This window comes from Haemophilus sputorum CCUG 13788, from assembly GCF_000238795.1.
GTDB classification, from domain to species: domain Bacteria; phylum Pseudomonadota; class Gammaproteobacteria; order Enterobacterales; family Pasteurellaceae; genus Haemophilus_A; species Haemophilus_A sputorum.
Genome location: NZ_AFNK01000079.1, coordinates 1 through 18,086 on the forward strand (window position 1 = coordinate 1; position 18,086 = coordinate 18,086).

General features: G+C 38.9%; 18 protein-coding genes. 14 read left to right on the forward strand and 4 right to left on the reverse strand.

Annotation, left to right across the window (positions count from 1 at the left end):
- Window positions 1–267: 267 nt before the first annotated feature.
- From pyrG to HSP_RS0109615, 12 genes are all read left to right on the forward strand, one after another.
- Window positions 268–1,905: a glutamine hydrolyzing CTP synthase gene (pyrG, locus tag HSP_RS0109560; RefSeq protein WP_007527080.1), complete on the forward strand. Its 1,638-nt coding sequence runs from the start codon at window positions 268–270 to the stop codon at window positions 1,903–1,905.
- A 98-nt stretch (window positions 1,906–2,003) separates the two neighbouring features.
- Entirely contained in the window at window positions 2,004–2,510 is a 507-nt protein-coding gene (locus HSP_RS0109565; RefSeq protein ID WP_007527070.1) for a DUF2301 domain-containing membrane protein, read from the forward strand.
- An 11-nt stretch (window positions 2,511–2,521) separates the two neighbouring features.
- A complete protein-coding gene (locus HSP_RS0109570; protein ID WP_007527071.1) occupies window positions 2,522–3,271 on the forward strand; it encodes a ribonuclease T2 family protein in 750 nt (249 codons plus the stop codon).
- Window positions 3,271–3,756: a SprT family zinc-dependent metalloprotease gene (locus HSP_RS0109575; RefSeq protein ID WP_010129975.1), complete on the forward strand. Its 486-nt coding sequence runs from the start codon at window positions 3,271–3,273 to the stop codon at window positions 3,754–3,756. The genes HSP_RS0109570 and HSP_RS0109575 overlap by 1 nt, the downstream gene beginning before the upstream one ends.
- Window positions 3,757–3,865: 109 nt before the next feature.
- Complete coding sequence (locus tag HSP_RS0109580; RefSeq protein WP_010129976.1) at window positions 3,866–5,146, forward strand: NAD(P)/FAD-dependent oxidoreductase; 1,281 nt, start codon at window positions 3,866–3,868, stop codon at window positions 5,144–5,146.
- Window positions 5,147–5,311: 165 nt separating this feature from the next.
- Window positions 5,312–6,697: an SLC13 family permease gene (locus tag HSP_RS0109585; protein ID WP_010129977.1), complete on the forward strand. Its 1,386-nt coding sequence runs from the start codon at window positions 5,312–5,314 to the stop codon at window positions 6,695–6,697.
- Window positions 6,698–6,857: 160 nt separating this feature from the next.
- Window positions 6,858–8,033 (forward strand): phosphoglycerate kinase, encoded by a 1,176-nt coding sequence (pgk, locus tag HSP_RS0109590; RefSeq protein WP_010129979.1) that lies wholly within the window; start codon window positions 6,858–6,860, stop codon window positions 8,031–8,033.
- Between the two features lie 175 nt (window positions 8,034–8,208).
- Window positions 8,209–9,285 carry a class II fructose-bisphosphate aldolase gene (gene fbaA / locus HSP_RS0109595; protein ID WP_010129982.1) on the forward strand — a complete coding sequence of 359 codons (1,077 nt, stop codon included), beginning with the start codon at window positions 8,209–8,211 and terminating at the stop codon, window positions 9,283–9,285.
- 88 nt (window positions 9,286–9,373) lie between these two features.
- Window positions 9,374–10,168: an ATP-binding cassette domain-containing protein gene (locus HSP_RS0109600; RefSeq protein ID WP_029495399.1), complete on the forward strand. Its 795-nt coding sequence runs from the start codon at window positions 9,374–9,376 to the stop codon at window positions 10,166–10,168.
- A gap of 35 nt (window positions 10,169–10,203) precedes the next feature.
- Complete coding sequence (locus HSP_RS0109605) at window positions 10,204–10,896, forward strand: AzlC family ABC transporter permease (RefSeq protein WP_010129986.1); 693 nt, start codon at window positions 10,204–10,206, stop codon at window positions 10,894–10,896.
- Entirely contained in the window at window positions 10,896–11,189 is a 294-nt protein-coding gene (locus HSP_RS0109610) for an AzlD family protein (protein WP_010129988.1), read from the forward strand. Before HSP_RS0109605 ends, HSP_RS0109610 begins: the two co-directional genes overlap by 1 nt.
- Before the next feature lie 186 nt (window positions 11,190–11,375).
- Window positions 11,376–12,359 (forward strand): Slam-dependent surface lipoprotein, encoded by a 984-nt coding sequence (locus tag HSP_RS0109615; protein WP_010129991.1) that lies wholly within the window; start codon window positions 11,376–11,378, stop codon window positions 12,357–12,359.
- A 43-nt stretch (window positions 12,360–12,402) separates the two neighbouring features.
- Here HSP_RS0109615 and HSP_RS0109620 read toward each other — a convergent pair whose 3' ends face one another.
- The 4 genes from HSP_RS0109620 to HSP_RS0109635 are packed head-to-tail and all read right to left on the reverse strand — an operon-like array spanning window position 12,403 to window position 15,878.
- On the reverse strand, window positions 12,403–13,236 hold the full coding sequence (locus HSP_RS0109620; RefSeq protein WP_010129993.1) for a metal ABC transporter permease: 834 nt from the start codon (window positions 13,234–13,236) through the stop codon (window positions 12,403–12,405).
- The gene (locus tag HSP_RS0109625) at window positions 13,229–14,080 is read right to left on the reverse strand and encodes a metal ABC transporter permease (protein ID WP_010129995.1); all 852 of its coding nucleotides are present in this window, start codon (window positions 14,078–14,080) and stop codon (window positions 13,229–13,231) included. The genes HSP_RS0109620 and HSP_RS0109625 overlap by 8 nt, the downstream gene beginning before the upstream one ends.
- An 8-nt stretch (window positions 14,081–14,088) precedes the next feature.
- Window positions 14,089–15,000, reverse strand: a complete 912-nt coding sequence (locus HSP_RS0109630) for an ATP-binding cassette domain-containing protein (protein ID WP_007527049.1) — start codon at window positions 14,998–15,000, stop codon at window positions 14,089–14,091.
- Window positions 15,000–15,878 carry a metal ABC transporter substrate-binding protein gene (locus tag HSP_RS0109635; RefSeq protein ID WP_010129997.1) on the reverse strand — a complete coding sequence of 293 codons (879 nt, stop codon included), beginning with the start codon at window positions 15,876–15,878 and terminating at the stop codon, window positions 15,000–15,002. The genes HSP_RS0109630 and HSP_RS0109635 overlap by 1 nt, the downstream gene beginning before the upstream one ends.
- Before the next feature lie 188 nt (window positions 15,879–16,066).
- Between HSP_RS0109635 and HSP_RS0109640 the strand changes: the two genes are divergently transcribed.
- Window positions 16,067–16,603, forward strand: a complete 537-nt coding sequence (locus tag HSP_RS0109640) for a TIGR00645 family protein (RefSeq protein WP_029495401.1) — start codon at window positions 16,067–16,069, stop codon at window positions 16,601–16,603.
- Between the two features lie 80 nt (window positions 16,604–16,683).
- On the forward strand, window positions 16,684–18,054 hold the full coding sequence (gorA, locus tag HSP_RS0109645; protein WP_010129998.1) for a glutathione-disulfide reductase: 1,371 nt from the start codon (window positions 16,684–16,686) through the stop codon (window positions 18,052–18,054).
- Window positions 18,055–18,086: the final 32 nt, after the last annotated feature.

Sequence of the window (18,086 nt, forward strand, 5' to 3'; positions counted from 1 at the left end):
GCGGGGTTTTTGCTTTTTTAGAAGATATGGTCTTAGGTAGAACGGAAGGCTCTCTAATCTCTAGCCTTTAAGTTAGTAATGAGCTCTGAATGGAAAGTAATCTTTTGCAAGATATTTAAAAAATCATACCGCTTGTGAAGTGAGATTTTTCTCAATTGTTAATTTTTATTAGCGAAATGCAGCGTTTTACTGTAAACTGTGTTCCCGTCCTGATGGTTATTACCATTCATTTTATCCATTTCTTTTATTATTTCTAAGGCAAATAAAATGGCAACGAATTATATTTTTGTAACAGGCGGCGTTGTTTCTTCTTTAGGTAAGGGAATTGCAGCTGCGTCTCTTGCATCTATTCTTGAGTCACGTGGTTTAAACGTGACTATCATGAAATTAGACCCTTATATCAATGTTGATCCAGGTACAATGAGTCCAACCCAACATGGCGAAGTATTTGTCACACAAGACGGGGCGGAAACCGATTTAGATTTAGGGCACTATGAGCGTTTTATTCGCTCAAAAATGAGTAAATCCAATAACTTTACTAGCGGTAAAATCTATTCTGAGGTATTACGTAAAGAACGTCGCGGAGATTATCTTGGCGCAACAGTTCAAGTGATTCCACATATTACCAATGAAATCAAAGAACGTGTGATTGAAGGTGGTCAAGGTCGTGATGTTGTGATTGTAGAAGTCGGTGGCACTGTTGGTGACATTGAATCTCTTCCATTTTTAGAAGCATTACGTCAATTAGCTGTAGATGTTGGTCGTGAAAAAACGTTATTTATGCACTTAACGTTGGTGCCTTATATTCCAACAGCAGGTGAAGTAAAAACTAAGCCAACTCAACATTCGGTTAAAGAATTATTGTCTATTGGTATTCAACCAGATGTTTTAATTTGCCGTTCAGATCGTGCAATTCCTGAAAATGAGAAGAAAAAAATCGCATTATTCTGTAATGTGCCAGAACGTGCGGTAATTTCATTAAAAGATGTTGATTCAATTTATCGTATTCCTGAATTATTAAAATCTCAAGGTTTAGATAGCTTTGTCTGCGAGCGCTTCCGTTTAGATTACCCAGAAGCAGACTTATCTGAGTGGGAACAAGTGCTCTATCGCCAAGCTAACCCAACCGGCGAAGTGACTATTGGTATGGTGGGTAAATATGTTGAGTTACCAGATGCGTATAAATCGGTAAATGAAGCATTAAAACACGCTGGCTTAACGAATCGTTTAACGGTAAACATTAAATATATTGATTCACAAGATATTGAGACCAAAGGCGTTGAATTATTAGCAGGATTAGATGCTATTTTAGTTCCGGGTGGTTTTGGTTATCGTGGGGTAGAAGGTAAGATTCGTACCGCACAATATGCGCGTGAGAACAAAATTCCATATTTAGGTATTTGTTTAGGAATGCAAATTGCGTTAATTGAATATGCACGTAATGTGGCAGGTTTAACGCAAGCTAACTCTTCAGAATTTGATAAAGATTGCCCACAACCGGTCGTTGGTTTAATTACTGAGTGGCAAAATGCTGAAGGTGAAATGGAAACTCGTTCAGATGCTTCTGATTTAGGTGGAACAATGCGTTTAGGTGCACAACAATGTCATCTCGTTGAAGGTTCAAAAGCGCGTGAATTATACGGTAAAGAAACGATTGAAGAACGTCACCGCCATCGTTATGAAGTTAATAACGTGTTATTGCCACAAATTGAAGCTGCAGGCTTAAAAGTGACAGGTTTATCGGCAGACCGTAAATTGGTGGAAATTATTGAAGTGCCAAATCATCCATGGTTTGTTGCAGCACAATTCCACCCAGAATTTACTTCAACACCGCGTGATGGTCATCCGTTATTTGCAGGTTTTGTGAAAGCAGCAAAAGCTTACCAAGACAGTCGTAAGGCATAATTGGATAGCATTATCTTTTGACAAGCGGTTGGATTTTGTAAAATTTTTGCAAAATTCGACCGCTTTCTTTTCAACTGTATTCAGGATTTGGAGGCGTTATGGCAGATCCGCATATTCAATCCCCCATGGATTTTTGGGATTATTTAACGGTCAGTATTTATCGTTCGGGCTTTGTATTGGCAACAGTCATGATGTTACTTTTGCCTTACGCAGCGGAAATCGCACAGCAAGGTTTGTTAATAGCTGGCGTGATGCTCGCCTCTTCTGTGCATCTTTATCTTAAACCGTATCGCTATGTTTTCCAATTTGCGGTGTGGATTGGGCTGTTATGTCAGATTTTTGGTTTGCCGTTACTTGCCTTTGGCGCGATGCTGTTTGTCATTGGTGGGTTAAGTTATAAAGAATATTTTTGCTTCCGTGTCTTTGGTTTGAATTTTCAACCTATTCTCATGGCTGGATTATGGATTACATCTGTTTTTGATGTCACGATTGTCGTTCAAATTATTTCTATCATTAGTGGGCTATTATTAGCGGTGCTAAGCATTCAAAAATGGCGTATGCCGTTACATTTTGACATTGGTGATAAAACAAAATATCAAATTTAATTAGGAAAAATATGAGTCAGAAAACAAAAAAAATTATTTGGCAGCTTATTACGTTAATTGGTTTGGTCGTCCTTTATTATTTTGTTGAGAAGAATGAAAAGCATTACCCAAGAGAAGCCGATAAAACGGATGAGCAAGCGATTGTTAGTGTGCAAACACAGGCAAATCTGCCACCAGAAACATTGTTAAAATCAGCCGTGTCAGTGGATTATGACACCAATATGGCAAATGATAAATTTGGTCAGCACAATGCACCAGTTGATTATTATATGTTGGCGCTTTCATGGTCTCCGGCATTTTGTGAATCCACGCGTGAAGCAAACCAAGGCAATGTGCCACAACGCTTACAGTATCAATGTGTTGGGGATAATTTTGGTTGGGTCATTCACGGTTTGTGGCCACAAAATAAAAATGCAAAACGCATTGAAGATCATCCGCGCTTTTGCCAAGGGGATTTACCACCAGTGCCAAGTCAGATTATTCAACAGTATTTGCCTGAAGCCCCAGGTGCAGCCTTATTACAAGGAGAATGGGAAAAGCATGGTGCTTGTGCTTTTAATGATGCAGAAAGCTATTTTAAAAAGCAGCGCGAGTTATTTTATAGTTTGAAACTGCCGAATAAAAATATGCCGAAAAATGAGCTATTTCGTTGGATGCGTAAAAATAATCCACAATTAGACCGCTTGTATTTAGGCGCAAGTAAGACAGAGCTTTATATTTGTTACGATAAAAAATGGCAGCCAATGGATTGTCCCAAATAATGAATTTTCCTGAGCTGAAAATGCAAGTGTTACGTCAGTTAAAACGTGATCTGGCTAAAGCAGAAAATTATTTTAATCGCTCGTTTGATTTGCCTGAAATTAGTTATGCGCTAAAAGGTAAAAAAGCGGGCGTAGCTTATTTACAGACCAATCAAATTCGTTTTAACCCTGTGTTATTGCAAGAAAATGGCGAGCAATTTATTCGCCAGGTTGTGCCGCATGAATTAGCGCATTTGCTGGTTTTTCAGCTTTTTGGGCGTGTTCAACCACATGGCAAAGAATGGAAGATAATGATGGAAACGGTGTTAGGTGTGGCAGCTGAAACCTATCACTGTTTTGATGTCGCAAGTGTGGAAAAGCAATTTGCTTACCAATGCGACTGTCAAATACATCAGCTATCTATTCGTCGGCATAATGCCATATTAAAAGGTCAGCGAACTTACCTTTGTAAGCAATGCCGCCAGCCATTAAGATTTGTTTCTTAAAGTTTGTCGGAAAGTTAAAAAAAGTTAAAACCTACTAGACATTCTTTGTGAAGCCCTTAAAATTTAAGGCAGTTTTGAGATTTTATTATTTATTTTTCGGAGATTTTTTATGGAAACAATCGTGATTGTAGGCGGTGGCGCTGGCGGTCTGGAGCTTGCGACTTATTTAGGAAACAAACTAGGTAAAAGAAAGCGTGCGAAAGTTCTATTGATTGATCGCAACCCAACGCATTTATGGAAACCTTTATTGCATGAGGTGGCAACCGGTTCATTAGATGATGGCACTGATGCAGTAAGTTATCGTGCGCATGCAGCAAATCATGGCTTCCAATTCCAGCAAGGCACCTTAACTGGCGTTAATCGCGAACAGCGTGAAGTGATTTTAGCCCCGATTGTGGATGAGCAAGGGGAAGAGTTGGTTAAAGAACGTCATATTAGTTATGATAAATTGGTCATTGCAATCGGCAGTAAATCGAATGACTTCGGCACTAAAGGGGTTGCAGAACATTGTATTTTCTTAGATGGTTCTGAACAAGCAAAACAATTCCAACAACGTATGTTGGAGTTATTCTTAAAATTCTCACATAGCCAAGATAAAGATGTAAAAATTGCTATCGTAGGTGGTGGTGCAACGGGTATTGAGCTTTCTGCAGAGTTATATAATGCGGTAGCGCATTTAAATGAATATGGCTTTGGTAAATTAGATCGCGCTAGTTTAAAAGTAACTTTAGTTGAAGCAGGCCCTCGTTTAATTCCGGCATTAACAGAAAAAGTGTCTAATTCAGCACTTTCTGAATTACGTAAAGCTGGGGTTGATGTCCGTTTAAATACGATGATCACTGAAGCTGTTGATGGCGCATTGATAACTAAAGATGGTGAGAAAATTGAAGCCGATTTAATGGTTTGGGCAGCAGGAATTAAAGCGCCAGATTTTACTAAAGAACTCGGTTTTGAAACCAATCGCTTAAATCAAATTGAAATAAAAGACACCTTACAAACCACAATCGATCCAAATGTTTTTGTGATTGGTGACTGTGCTGCATTGATTCAAGATGGCAAGGCAATTCCACTACGTGCGCAAGCTGCGCACCAAATGGCAACACAATGTGGTAAAAACATTGTCGCTTTATCAGAAGGGAAGGAAATGAAGCCATTCAGATTCCGTGATAAAGGTTCTCTGTTGTCATTCTCTCATTTTGGTACCGTAGGTAACCTAATGGGGAACTTGATGAAAGGGGATATGTTTATTGAAGGGAAAATTGCGCGACTAGCTTACCTTTCACTTTATCGTATGCATCAAGTAGCATTACATGGTTGGTTTAAAACGGGATTGATTTTATTAGTCGGTCAAATCAACCGTTTCTTACGTCCATCTATGAAGCTTCACTAAAATTTAATCCGCCATTATGGCGGATTTTTAACACCTTCTTTACAAAATAAGTGATTTTTTGACCGCTTCCCCTCTTTTTTTTCTGTATAAAATCGGATATTGTCGCTTTATCTCGTTAAGAGATGAATATGCAAACCAACCATAACAAATAAAAAAGAGGCAATTATGTCCAAAACTACTAAAAATCCACTCAGAGGGGTGATTATTCTTGCCCTCGATCTCATACTGTTTTTTACTTTACTCAATACCTTGCCATTTTCAACGCAAGAAAATAGAGGATTGGCATTGTTGATTTTCGTCGGGATACTCTGGCTTACTGAAGCTTTTAATATCACCGTAACCTCCCTGATGGTGCCAATTTTCGCCATTATGCTCAATGTTCTCTCCACCAAAGCCGCTTTTGCGCCATTCTCTGAACCCATTATATTTATGTTCTTTGGCGGATTTGTTATTGCTGCTGTGTTAAATATGCAAAAAATCGACCTGTGGATTGCTAACCACATAATCCGTTTGGCAAAAGGTCGGCTGAAATTAACCATTATTTATCTCTTCATTGTTACCGCTGGTCTTTCCCTTTTCATCAACAATACTGCTGTTGCAGCCCTCATGTTGCCGTTAACGCTTGGCATTCTTCATCAATTAGATTTTAACCAACATCGTCGAGTTTATGTTTTTGTTCTACTAGGTATTGCATTTAGTTCCAGTATTGGCGGAATGGGGACATTAGTTGGTTCAGCACCTAATGCCTTATTAGCTGCTCAAATTAAAGTGAGTTTTTCTGAATGGTTAGCTTATGGGATTCCCGTTGCGGCATTACTGATGGTGGCTATGGTCTTCTCTTTATTAGTCGTCTTACGCCCTAATTTTAATGTACCATTTGAAGCTAAAATTGAGCATATTCCGCTTAATGCTAAACGTATCGCAACATTACTCATCTTTATTTTGACTGCATTATGTTTAACTTTCAGTAGTTTAATTGAGCCAGTGTTGCGTCAAGCATTAGCTTTAAAAGAGCCAATTAAAAGTTTTGATGCGGTAATTGCCATGATTGCCGTGATAGGGCTATGTATCACCAACACGGCAACTTGGAAAGAGGTACAGGAGCGTACTGAATGGGGCGTGTTAATGCTGTTTGGTGGTGGTTTAACCTTAAGTATTGTGTTAAAAGACACTGGTGCAAGCAAAATTTTGGCAGATGGTATTGTGGCATTTGTTGGCAATAAACATTGGCTAATTATGACCAGTATCATGGCTACTTTTATTGTATTCTTAACTGAATTTACCTCGAATACCGCTAGTGCTGCGTTGATGTTGCCGATTTTTATTTCTGTCGCAAACTCTTTGGGTTTACCCCCAATTTCGCTAGCAGCAATTATTGCTTGCGGTGCATCAGCTGCCTTCATGTTGCCAATTGCAACACCACCAAATGCGATTGTATTTGCGACAGGTTATATTAAACAAAGTGAAATGGTGAGAGTAGGGCTATTGTTGAACTTACTCTGTATTATCATTTTAGGTTCACTATCTTACTTCTTCTGGATTCATTGGTAGGCTTCATTTGAAGTAAATGTGTGTAAAGCAAGCGGTCGATTATGGTGATTTTTTTACAAAAACTCACAAAATTTGATCTAGGTTAGTCTAATCTACACAAAAAATGGTATAATCAGAACGTATTAGATTTTTAAATTTGATTAAAAAAGAGGAACTCACTATGTCAGTTATCAAAATGGCAGACCTTGATTTAGCAGGTAAACGTGTATTTATTCGTGCAGACCTAAATGTCCCTGTTAAAGATGGCAAAGTTACTTCAGATGCACGTATCCGTGCAACCATTCCAACATTAAAATTAGCACTCCAAAAAGGTGCGAAAGTAATGGTAACGTCTCACCTAGGTCGTCCGACTGAAGGCGTATTTGAAGAAGTTGATTCATTACAACCAGTAGTGGATTACTTAAACGCCTCTGATTTAGGGGTTCCAGTACGTTTAGTACGTGACTATTTAGATGGCGTAGAAGTAAAAGAAGGCGAAATCGTTGTTCTTGAAAACGTGCGTGTAAACAAAGGTGAAAAGAAAAACGAAGAAGAATTATCTAGAAAATACGCAGCACTTTGTGACGTATTTGTAATGGATGCGTTCGGTACTGCGCACCGTGCACAAGCTTCAACTCACGGTGTGGCACAATTTGCACCAGTTGCATGTGCGGGCCCATTATTAGCAGCAGAATTAGACGCATTAGGCAAAGCATTAAAAGCACCACAACGTCCAATGTTAGCGATTGTTGGTGGTTCAAAAGTTTCTACCAAATTAACTGTTTTAGACAGCCTTTCAAAAGTAGCTGACCAACTTATTGTTGGTGGCGGTATTGCAAATACTTTCATTGCGGCTGAAGGTCACAATGTAGGTAAATCTTTATATGAAGCAGATTTAATCCCTGAAGCACAACGTTTATCAAAAGCAACTAACATTCCTGTGCCAGTAGATGTTCGCGTGGGTACAGAATTCTCTGAAACTGCACCAGCAGTTGAAAAAGCGGTAAACGAAGTTGCTGAAAATGAGTCAATCTTCGACATCGGTGATAAATCAGCAGAAGAATTAGCAGCAATTATCCGCAGTGCGAAAACTATTCTTTGGAATGGCCCTGTTGGCGTATTTGAATTCCCTAACTTCCGCAAAGGTACAGAAATCGTGGCACAAGCGATTGTTGATGCAACTGCAAACGGTGCATTCTCTATTGCAGGTGGCGGTGATACTTTAGCGGCAATCGATATGTTTGGTATTGCAGATAAAATCTCTTATATCTCAACTGGTGGCGGCGCATTCTTAGAATTCGTAGAAGGCAAAGTATTACCAGCAGTTGAAATTCTAGAGCAACGTGCGAAAGGTTAATTTTTAACTCTTACTACTCCCCTCTTTTGTAAAGAGGGGACGGGGAGATTTAGCACAGAAGTGAAAACGAAGCTCATATGAAAGTATAGGCATCGTTATCAAATCTCCCCTAACCCCTCTTTTCTAAATAGGGGGATTAAAAACCAAATTTTTAACATTTAAAGGAAACAACAAAATGGGTTTATTAGATATTGTTAAACCAGGTGTGGTAACAGGTGATGATGTTCAAAAAATCTTTGCATATGCAAAAGAACATAACTTCGCCATCCCAGCGGTAAACTGTGTGGGTTCTGACTCTGTCAATGCAGTATTAGAAACAGCTGCGCGTGTTAAAGCACCAGTTATCGTTCAATTCTCAAATGGCGGTGCAGCATTCTATGCAGGTAAAGGCATTAAACCAGCTTCAGGCGCTCGCCCAGATGTTCTAGGTGCTATCGCAGGTGCAAAACACGTTCACGCATTAGCAGCTGAATATGGTGTGCCAGTTATTCTTCACACTGACCACGCAGCGAAAAAATTACTTCCATGGATTGACGGTTTATTAGATGCTGGTGAAAAACACTTTGCAGAAACAGGTCGTCCATTATTCTCATCTCATATGATCGACTTATCTGAAGAGCCAATGGAAGAAAACATGGCAATCTGCCGTGAATACCTTGCTCGTATGGATAAAATGGGTATGACCCTTGAAATCGAAATCGGTATCACTGGCGGTGAAGAAGATGGCGTAGATAACTCAGATGTAGATGAATCTCGCTTATATACTCAACCACAAGACGTATTATACGTTTACGACCAATTAAACCCAGTAAGCCCACGTTTTACTGTTGCAGCAGCATTTGGTAACGTACACGGTGTTTACAAACCAGGTAATGTGAAATTAAAACCATCTATCTTAGGTGCATCACAAGAGTTCGTTTCTAAAGAGCGTAACTTACCTGCAAAATCAATTGATTTCGTATTCCACGGTGGCTCAGGTTCATCTCGTGAAGAAATCCGTGAAGCAATCAGCTACGGTGCAATCAAAATGAACATCGATACTGATACTCAATGGGCATCATGGAACGGTATTTTAGAGTTCTATAAAGCGAACGAAGCATATCTTCAAGGTCAATTAGGTAATCCTGAAGGCCCTGATTCACCAAACAAAAAATATTACGATCCACGCGTTTGGTTACGTAAAATGGAAGAGTCAATGTCTAAACGTTTAGAGCAATCTTTCGAAGATTTAAACTGCGTAAACGTATTATAATTTGCTAACTTTTTGCAAATTTTCTTAAAATAAAGACCGCTTGCAAAGGCGGTCTTTTTGATTCTTGAATTTTTTAACCTTTCTCATTATGGCACTATTAGAAGTTGAGCAGTTAAGTAAGCGGTTTATCGACCATGTTGGACTTTTCCGTAAACAGGATTTCTATGCGGTAAAGGACGCTTCTTTTACCCTAAACAAGCGCGAAACGCTAGCGGTTATTGGCGATAATGGCGCGGGTAAATCTACGTTAGCAAAAATGCTAATTGGTTTAACAGAACCGACTTCAGGTCGCATTGTATTTCGAGGGCAAGAGCTGCATTATGGCGATTATCACTTTCGAGCCACACGAATTCGTATGGTATTCCAAGATCTGAATGAAGCGTTTGACCCTAACCATAACATTGGACAGATTTTAGATGCTCCGCTTAAATTGGCTACCCATTTACTTGAAGAAGATCGTAACGTGAAAATTTTTCAAACATTACGATTGGTTGGCTTATATAAAGAACATGCGCTGATTCCAATTTCAGAAGCTTCTAGTAGTCAAAAACAACGAGTAGCTTTAGCGCGTGCGCTTATTTTAGATCCAGAGATCTTAATTTTTGATGATACGTCGAACTCGTTAGATTTCTCCGTAAAAACGCAATTAGTTAACTTAATGTTACAGCTGCAACAGCAACTTGGGTTAGCCTTTATTTATGTTGGACAAAATCTTGGTCTAATTAAACACACGGCGGATAAGCTGCTAGTGATGCATGAAGGCGAGGTAGTGGAGTATGGCGAAACAAAACAGATTTTGCTTTCTCCCCAACATGCAATTACAGAGCGTTTAATTGAAAGTTATTTCGGAAAAAAATTGACTGAAGAAGCTTGGGCTTCTTAATATAAAAGAAAAATAACAATAAAACAGGAAATAAAATGCAACACAACTTTAAACGCGGCATAAAGGAATCTTTACCGATTATGCTTGGATTTATCCCTTTTGCGATGGTTTTAGGCGCACAAGGGGCACAAAAAGGGATGCACTATTATGAATTAGGGGCATTAACAGGATTGAATTTTGCTGGCGGTTCAGAATTTACTGCCATCAGCTTGTGGACGAATCCAACCAACATCGCATTGATTGTGGCAATGTCGGTGTTAGTCAATTGTCGCCATATTATTATGGGCGCGACACTCTCTCTTTATATGAAAAATATTCCTCGCTTAAAAGCGCTTGGTATGCTGTTTTTTATGTGTGATGAAGTGTGGGCAATGTCTTTGGCGGATGCGCAAAAAGCGAAACAAAAACAGATCAATGTCGCCTACTATATGGGGGTTTCTATCAGCCTATATTTAATGTGGCTTATTTTTACCACATTAGGTGCTTATTTAGGCCCGATTTTAGGAGATATTGAACAATATGGCTTTGATATGGCATTTACTGCCATTTTTATGGTGATGTTAAAAGGCATGTGGAAAGGCTTTTCCCCGGCACGCCCTTGGTTTGTCAGCTTAATTGTCGCTGGAGCAACCTATCATTTAGTTGAAGGGGCATGGTATGTGCCTGCAGGAGCGCTATCTGGCATTCTCGCTGCTTACTGGTTTGGTAGAAAAGAGGGATGTAGTTAATGGATGCGCATATTTTCTTAACCATTTTTCTCATGGCTTTTTCAACTTATCTCACGCGCATCGTTGGTTTTTTAGTATTACGGAATCGTAAGCTTAGCCCAACGACCGAACGCATTATGGAAGCGATTCCGGGCTGTGTATTAATTTCTATTATTGCACCAGTTATTCTTTCTGGTAACGCAGCAAATACGATTGCGGTTATTATCACTTTTTTTGCGATGATGAGATTTTCTCTTCTCCCTACGGTGATTATTTCTATTGCCGCAACGGGTATTTTAAGAGCACTGTTGTAAGCGGTCGAAAAATAAATAAAAAATGCAAAAACGGCATAGTAAGAACATTCTTGCTATGCCGTTTTTCTTTAAGTGAGAATATTTGTAAGTATAAGCACAAATATTGTGGTTTTAAGTAGTTTTAAATTTTACCATCGTATATAATTTATCCGATTTTTTTAAATCTAACCTAGAAGGAATCTACAAATGAATAAACTTACTCATTCAACTTTAGCATTAGCTTTACTCTGTGCATTAACGGCTTGTTCTGGTGGTGGAAGTAAAGGACCAAATGTCCAAATTCCAACTGTAAATAATCCAGAAAAACCAGTACAAACAAATTCAGCGAATAATGTTGCTAACAATAATTCTACAGTTAAACAAGTAGTATCTAAGCCATCTATTCCCTCAACTACAGAAAATAAAGCAGGAGAACAATCTGCCCCTTCATCAAATGAAAAAGTGATACAACCTAGTGAAAAACATTTGGATAAAACAGGATTGGATATTTCTAAAGAAAGTTTTGAAGAAGGTGAATTAAATCGTTTTGTCATTGAAAATCAAGATGGAAAAGAAATTGCTCAACTGTCAGGTTATAACCGAGCTTATTCATTTAATGGTGCAGTAATAAAATCTAAAGATCCGACTTTAGGTTCTATGGTTGTAGATAATGTGGTTGTACGTTTAGCTCAGAAAGTAGGCGCAATTGGCGGATTAAAAGGGCTTGCGTTATCTAAATCTGTCACAACGATGTATAACTTAACACATAATCCAGAACGTGATATTTTCTATTTTGGTGCAGAGACTGCAGAAGCCAATATTCCGAAAACAGGTGTTGTAACTTATAAAGGTAATGCAAGCCGTTATGATAATCTTACTGCTTCTGTAAAAAATGTTGGTAAATCAGAATTAAAAGCAAACTTTGATGATAAGAAAATTAAAGGTGAATTAGCTTTAGATGGTCTTCGTCGCAATATTTCATTAAAAGAAACTGATATTATTGGAAATGGATTTAATGGAGTAGCAGTTGCTGGCGAAAATAGCATTTTTACTACTCGAGATGGCGAATATGAAGGTAAATTCTTCGGACCAAATGCTGAAGAAGTTGCTGGTAAAGCGCGTTTCTTTGATAGTGATAAAAAAGAAATTAATGATTTAGCAACGAGTTTTAGTGCTGAACAAGTGAAATAATTGTAAAGTAAAATCCGCATCTAAGATGCGGATTTTTTTATTTTTATTTCTGATATCTCACTTTTAATCGAGAATATGCAAGCGCCACTAAAAAAAAGACCGCTTGTATTAAGATGATTGAAGCGCCGGTTGAGGCATTAAAGTGATAGCTGAGAATCACACCAAGTAAACTTGCCGTGCAAGCACTTAGTGTTGCAATAAGCAGCATTTTATCAAAGGATTGGGTCAGTGTTAGCCCAATAATGCCAGGGGCGATAAGCATTGCGACCACCAAAATGACACCAACGACTTGCATACTGCTGACAATAGTGAGAGCCAGTAAGATAAGTAAACCATAATGCAACCATTTTGGTGAGAGCCCAGCAACACGGGCGTGGCTGGCATCAAAGCAATAAAGCAATAAATCTTTGCGTTTGAGCATGAGAATGCTAAACACAATGGCAGCAATGATAGCGGTTTGTTGTAGCTGTTCATTACTTACACCCAAAATACTCCCGAGTAGAATATGAGTGAGGTGCTGTTCAGTTTCTATTTTGGTAAACATCACTAAACCAACAGCAAACATGCCTGAAAAAACAATGCCCATTGCGGTGTCTTCTTTAATGCGGCTATTCTCTTTTAAATACCCTACACCTAAAGCGCAGAAAATGCCTGAGAAAAATGCGCCGATTGCTAATGGAATGCCAAGTAGAAATGCTAATACCACACCTGGTAAAACCGCATGTGAAATAGCATCGCCCATTAAAGACCAACCTTTTAGCACAATATAACAAGAGAGCATTGCACAGATTATTGCCACAATAAGCGAAGTTATCAGTGCATTTTGCATAAATGGATATTGCAACGGCTCGGTAATCAGATTCAATAAATCATTCATGTTTGCCTGCCTTTTTCATTCTGCGATTAACCAGTCCATATTTCGGGGCAAAAAGAAATGCCATTAAGAAGAGTAAGGTTTGCAAGCAAACAATAACGCCTCCTGTTGCACCATCTAAATAATAGCTTAAATAAACGCCTACGGCAGAAGTGCCAGCGCCAAGTAAGACGGCAATGATTAATAAGCGGTTAAATTTATCCGTTAATAGGTAAGCGGTTGCGCCAGGGGTAATGACCATTGCAATGACTAAAATCGCTCCAACGGTTTGTAATGCGGCTACAACACAAGCACTAAGTAAGGTAAAAAACAATACTTTGTAGAAAATGGGTGAAAGTCCAACTGTAATCGCTTGAGTTTCATCAAAGAAAATGAGGAGTAAATCTTTCCAAAATAGAAGCAGTAGCACTAAACAAACGCCAATAATAATCGCAATTTGAGTGATATCTTCATCTGCAATGCCGAGAATATTCCCCAAAATGATATTTTGTACATCGACGGAAGTCGGGTTGAGCGAAATAATCAATAAGCCTAATGCAAAAAAGGTACTAAAAATAAAGCCGATAACGGCATCTTCTTTGATTTTAGAGATAGATTTAATCCAAAGAATGGAAATAGCCGCTAAAATCCCAGAGAAGAAAGCGCCTACCGCATAAGGTAAGGAAAAGGCGTAAGCGATAGCGACACCAGGCACGACAGCATGCGATAACGCATCGCCGATAAGCGACCAACCTTTAAGCATTAAATAAGCGGAAAGAAAGGCACAAATCGCGCCGATAGCGGTGCTAAGAATTATTGCCTTATTCATATATTCATAGCCGAATGGCTCAAGTAAGATCTCCCACATAGTTGCTCCTACTTATCTTCTTTTGCCATATCGGCTTTAGGAAAATGGCATTTTTGCGTGGTTGGCGCAGGGGGATCTTCTTTAGTGTTGCCGTAGAACACAGCGGGGCGTTCGTCATCCGTTAACACGGTAACTGCGCGGCTATCTTCATCATCATGTAAATCTTGCCCGAGTAATTTAATATGGCGAAGTACACCACCAAATACTTTTTCAAGATTATGTTGATTAAAGGTTGTTTCGGTTTTACCAGCTGCAATGACCGTACGATTTATCATCACCACTTGATCACAGAAATCGGGCACAGAACCTAAATTATGCGTTGAAACTAAAATGAGATGACCTTCTGCACGTAAGGCTTGTAATAAATCTACAATAGCGTTTTCAGTTTGTACATCAACGCCAGTAAAGGGCTCATCTAATAAAATGATACGACTTTGTTGCGCAAGGGCACGGGCGAGGAAAACACGCTTTTTTTGCCCGCCAGAAAGCTCACCAATTTGGCGATCTGCTAGGTGAGTAATATTCACACGCGCCATTGCTTCTTGAACTTTCTGTTTATCAACGGCTTTAGGAATACGCAGAAAATTCATATAGCCATAGCGCCCCATCATCACCACATCGTAAACAGAAACGGGAAATTGCCAGTCTACTTCTTCTGATTGCGGAACATAAGCGACTAAGTTATTTTTAAGCGCCTGCTGGATTGGTAAATCACATAATCGAACTTCACCTTCTTGTGGTTTTACTAAACCCATCAGGCTTTTAAAAAGGGTTGATTTACCACTCCCGTTTACGCCAACTAAGCCGCAGATTGTGCCGCCCTCTAGTTGGAAAGACATATCATAGATTGCCGTATGGCCATTATTATAGCGCACGGTAATATTATCGACTCGAATCGAGGCAAGCGGGGTGGTAGTCATTATTCAAATCCTTTTACAATAGTAGAAACAGTCGTGTTCAGTAAGTCAATATAGGTTGGTACTGGACCATCTTTAGTTGATAATGAGTCAACATAAAGCACGCCACCATATTTAGCACCGCTCTCTTTAGCAACTTGTTGTGCTGGTTTTGGTGAGATGGTGCTTTCACTAAAGACTACCGGAATGTGATTTTTTTTAACTAAATCAATCACTTTACGAACTTGTTGAGGCGTACCTTGTTGTTCAGCGTTAATTGGCCATAAATAACCTTCTTTTAAACCATAGTCTTTAGCAAGATAGCTAAATGCGCCTTCACTAGTTACCAACCAACGTTGCGCTTCTGGAATAGAAGATAATTTTTCTCTAAATGGTTTATCTAGCTGTTTAATTTTTTCTGCATAGGCAGCTGCATTTTTCTCATAAACAGCCGCATTTTGTGGGTCGTATTTGATAAATGCGTTTTTAATGTTTTCAACATAAATTAACGCATTAGATGGCGACATCCACGCATGCGGGTTTGGTGCGCCTTTGTATGAGCCTTCATAAATCGAAAGCGGTTCAATGCCTGTTGTCACTACAACAGCAGGTTTGTTGCTAATGTTTTGGAAAAAACGTTCAAACCAACGCTCTAAATTTAGTCCGTTCCATAAAATCAAATCTGCAGATTGGGCTTTTACAATATCTTTCGGGGTTGGTTCATATTCATGAATCTCAGCCCCCGGTTTTGTAATTGACTCGACTTCTGCTGCATCACCGCCGACATTTTGAGCAATATCTTGAATAACAGTAAAAGTGGTCACAACCTTGAATTTTGCTTCTGCCCATTGCGTTAGACTTAAGCCTAATAATGCAGCAAGTAAGTAACGATATGATTTCATTTTGTCTCCTTTTATATATTTATTGAAACCATAATAATATTAATATTTCTATTTTATAAAGTCAACAGTTGAGAAGCATTCTCATTTAGATGGGTGTAAATGAGAATGCAAGCGGTAAAATTTCTTCAATTTTTTGCAAAAAATCAGTAAAATCCGCCCGCTTATTTTTAGACGTTTTTTGGGGAAACATGCAATCAGAAAAGAAACTACGAGAGAACATTCTCGGGAATATTATTTTTGCCAGTCGTTGGCTACAGTTGCCGATTTATCTTGGGCTTATTGTTGTACAAGGCATTTATGCTTATAAATTCACGAAATCACTTTATCACTTGTTGGTGAACTTAAATGAAATGGATTCAGACACCATTATGTTGGCGGTGCTGAATTTAATTGATGTTGTGATGATTGCTAATCTTTTGGTGATGGTGATTGTCGGGGGGTATGAAACCTTTGTCTCTAAACTGAATGTAGACGATCATCCTGATCAGCCTGAATGGCTTGATCACGTCAATGCGACAATTTTAAAAGTGAAACTTTCGATGGCAATTATCAGCATTTCTTCGATTCATTTATTGCAAACGTTTATCAATGCATATAAATTATCGGAAAAAACAATGATGTGGGAAGTGATTATTCATCTTTCCTTTATTATTTCAGCGATTGCGATGGCTCATATTGATCGTTTGCTTAATAGTGCGCATCATTCAAAAGAATCCAAGCATTAAGCTATTACAACAATTTAAAACTTTTTGAGAAAAACGGGGTAAAATACCTCGTTTTTGTTTTTTAAAGAAAGGATAAAATGATGACTAAACATTACGACTATATTGCAATTGGTGGCGGTTCTGGCGGGATTGCCTCAATTAACCGTGCGGCAAGCTATGGCAAAAAATGTGCGATTATCGAAGCAAAACATTTAGGTGGCACTTGCGTAAACGTAGGTTGTGTACCGAAAAAAGTGATGTTCTATGGCGCACAAATTGCAGAAGCCATTAATAGCTATGCGCCAGCTTATGGTTTTGATGTAGAAGTGAAAAAGTTTGATTACGCGAAATTAGTCGAGAGTCGTCAAGCTTACATTGGTCGAATTCATACTTCTTACAATAATGTGTTAGCGAAAAATAATGTTGATGTTTTAAATGGATTTGCCCGTTTTAAAGATGCGAAAACCATTGAAGTGAGCTATGCAGATGGTTCAACAGAATTAGTGACCGCAGATCATATCTTAATTGCGACGGGTGGGCGCCCAAGTATTCCTGCAGTAAAAGGTGCAGAATACGGGATTGATTCAAATGGTGTATTTGATTTAAATGAATTACCAAAACGTGTTGCAGTAGTGGGTGCTGGTTATATTGCGGTTGAATTAGCGGGTGTTTTAAATAGCTTAGGCAGCGAAACACATTTATTTGTACGCCAACATGCGCCATTGCGTAATCAAGATCCATTGATTGTAGAAACTTTAGTTGAAGTGTTAGCGCAAGATGGTATCCAATTACATACCAAAGCGTTGCCTGAAGGAGTGGTGAAAAATGCTGATGGTTCGCTCACCTTAAAATTACAAGATGGTCGTGAAACTACGGTGGATACCCTAATTTGGGCAATTGGTCGTGAACCGGCAACAGATGTGATCAATCTTGAAGTAACTGGTGTAAAAACCAATTCACGCGGACAAATTATTGTTGATAAATTCCAAAATACCAATGTACCTGGCATTTATGCAGTGGGTGATATTATTGAAGGCGGTATTGAATTAACACCAGTTGCCGTGGCGGCAGGTCGCCGTTTGTCTGAGCGTTTATTTAATAATAAACCGAATGAACATTTAGATTACAATCTTGTGCCAACCGTTGTGTTTAGCCATCCACCAATCGGTACAGTCGGTTTAACAGAGCCACAAGCGATTGAACAATATGGCGAAGAAAATGTGAAAGTGTACAAATCTTCTTTCACGGCAATGTACACCGCTGTCACTGAACATCGCCAACCTTGCCGAATGAAATTAGTGTGTGTCGGCAAAGAAGAGAAAATCGTGGGCTTACATGGTATTGGTTATGGTGTGGATGAAATGATTCAAGGCTTCGCTGTGGCAATCAAAATGGGCGCAACGAAAGCAGATTTTGATAATACCGTTGCAATTCACCCAACAGGTTCAGAAGAGTTTGTGACAATGCGTTAATTGTCAATACAACTTTATTGTAATATAATGTA

Excerpts from the sequence above, each read along its gene's own strand:
- pyrG (WP_007527080.1), top strand. The coding sequence starts at position 268 with ATGGCAACGAATTATATTTTTGTAACAGGCGGCGTTGTTTCTTCTTTA.
- HSP_RS0109565 (WP_007527070.1), top strand. The coding sequence starts at position 2,004 with ATGGCAGATCCGCATATTCAATCCCCCATGGATTTTTGGGATTATTTA.
- HSP_RS0109570 (WP_007527071.1), top strand. The coding sequence starts at position 2,522 with ATGAGTCAGAAAACAAAAAAAATTATTTGGCAGCTTATTACGTTAATT.
- HSP_RS0109575 (WP_010129975.1), top strand. The coding sequence starts at position 3,271 with ATGAATTTTCCTGAGCTGAAAATGCAAGTGTTACGTCAGTTAAAACGT.
- HSP_RS0109580 (WP_010129976.1), top strand. The coding sequence starts at position 3,866 with ATGGAAACAATCGTGATTGTAGGCGGTGGCGCTGGCGGTCTGGAGCTT.
- HSP_RS0109585 (WP_010129977.1), top strand. The coding sequence starts at position 5,312 with ATGTCCAAAACTACTAAAAATCCACTCAGAGGGGTGATTATTCTTGCC.
- pgk (WP_010129979.1), top strand. The coding sequence starts at position 6,858 with ATGTCAGTTATCAAAATGGCAGACCTTGATTTAGCAGGTAAACGTGTA.
- fbaA (WP_010129982.1), top strand. The coding sequence starts at position 8,209 with ATGGGTTTATTAGATATTGTTAAACCAGGTGTGGTAACAGGTGATGAT.
- HSP_RS0109600 (WP_029495399.1), top strand. The coding sequence starts at position 9,374 with ATGGCACTATTAGAAGTTGAGCAGTTAAGTAAGCGGTTTATCGACCAT.
- HSP_RS0109605 (WP_010129986.1), top strand. The coding sequence starts at position 10,204 with ATGCAACACAACTTTAAACGCGGCATAAAGGAATCTTTACCGATTATG.
- HSP_RS0109610 (WP_010129988.1), top strand. The coding sequence starts at position 10,896 with ATGGATGCGCATATTTTCTTAACCATTTTTCTCATGGCTTTTTCAACT.
- HSP_RS0109615 (WP_010129991.1), top strand. The coding sequence starts at position 11,376 with ATGAATAAACTTACTCATTCAACTTTAGCATTAGCTTTACTCTGTGCA.
- HSP_RS0109620 (WP_010129993.1), bottom strand. The coding sequence starts at position 13,236 with ATGAATGATTTATTGAATCTGATTACCGAGCCGTTGCAATATCCATTT.
- HSP_RS0109625 (WP_010129995.1), bottom strand. The coding sequence starts at position 14,080 with ATGTGGGAGATCTTACTTGAGCCATTCGGCTATGAATATATGAATAAG.
- HSP_RS0109630 (WP_007527049.1), bottom strand. The coding sequence starts at position 15,000 with ATGACTACCACCCCGCTTGCCTCGATTCGAGTCGATAATATTACCGTG.
- HSP_RS0109635 (WP_010129997.1), bottom strand. The coding sequence starts at position 15,878 with ATGAAATCATATCGTTACTTACTTGCTGCATTATTAGGCTTAAGTCTA.
- HSP_RS0109640 (WP_029495401.1), top strand. The coding sequence starts at position 16,067 with ATGCAATCAGAAAAGAAACTACGAGAGAACATTCTCGGGAATATTATT.
- gorA (WP_010129998.1), top strand. The coding sequence starts at position 16,684 with ATGACTAAACATTACGACTATATTGCAATTGGTGGCGGTTCTGGCGGG.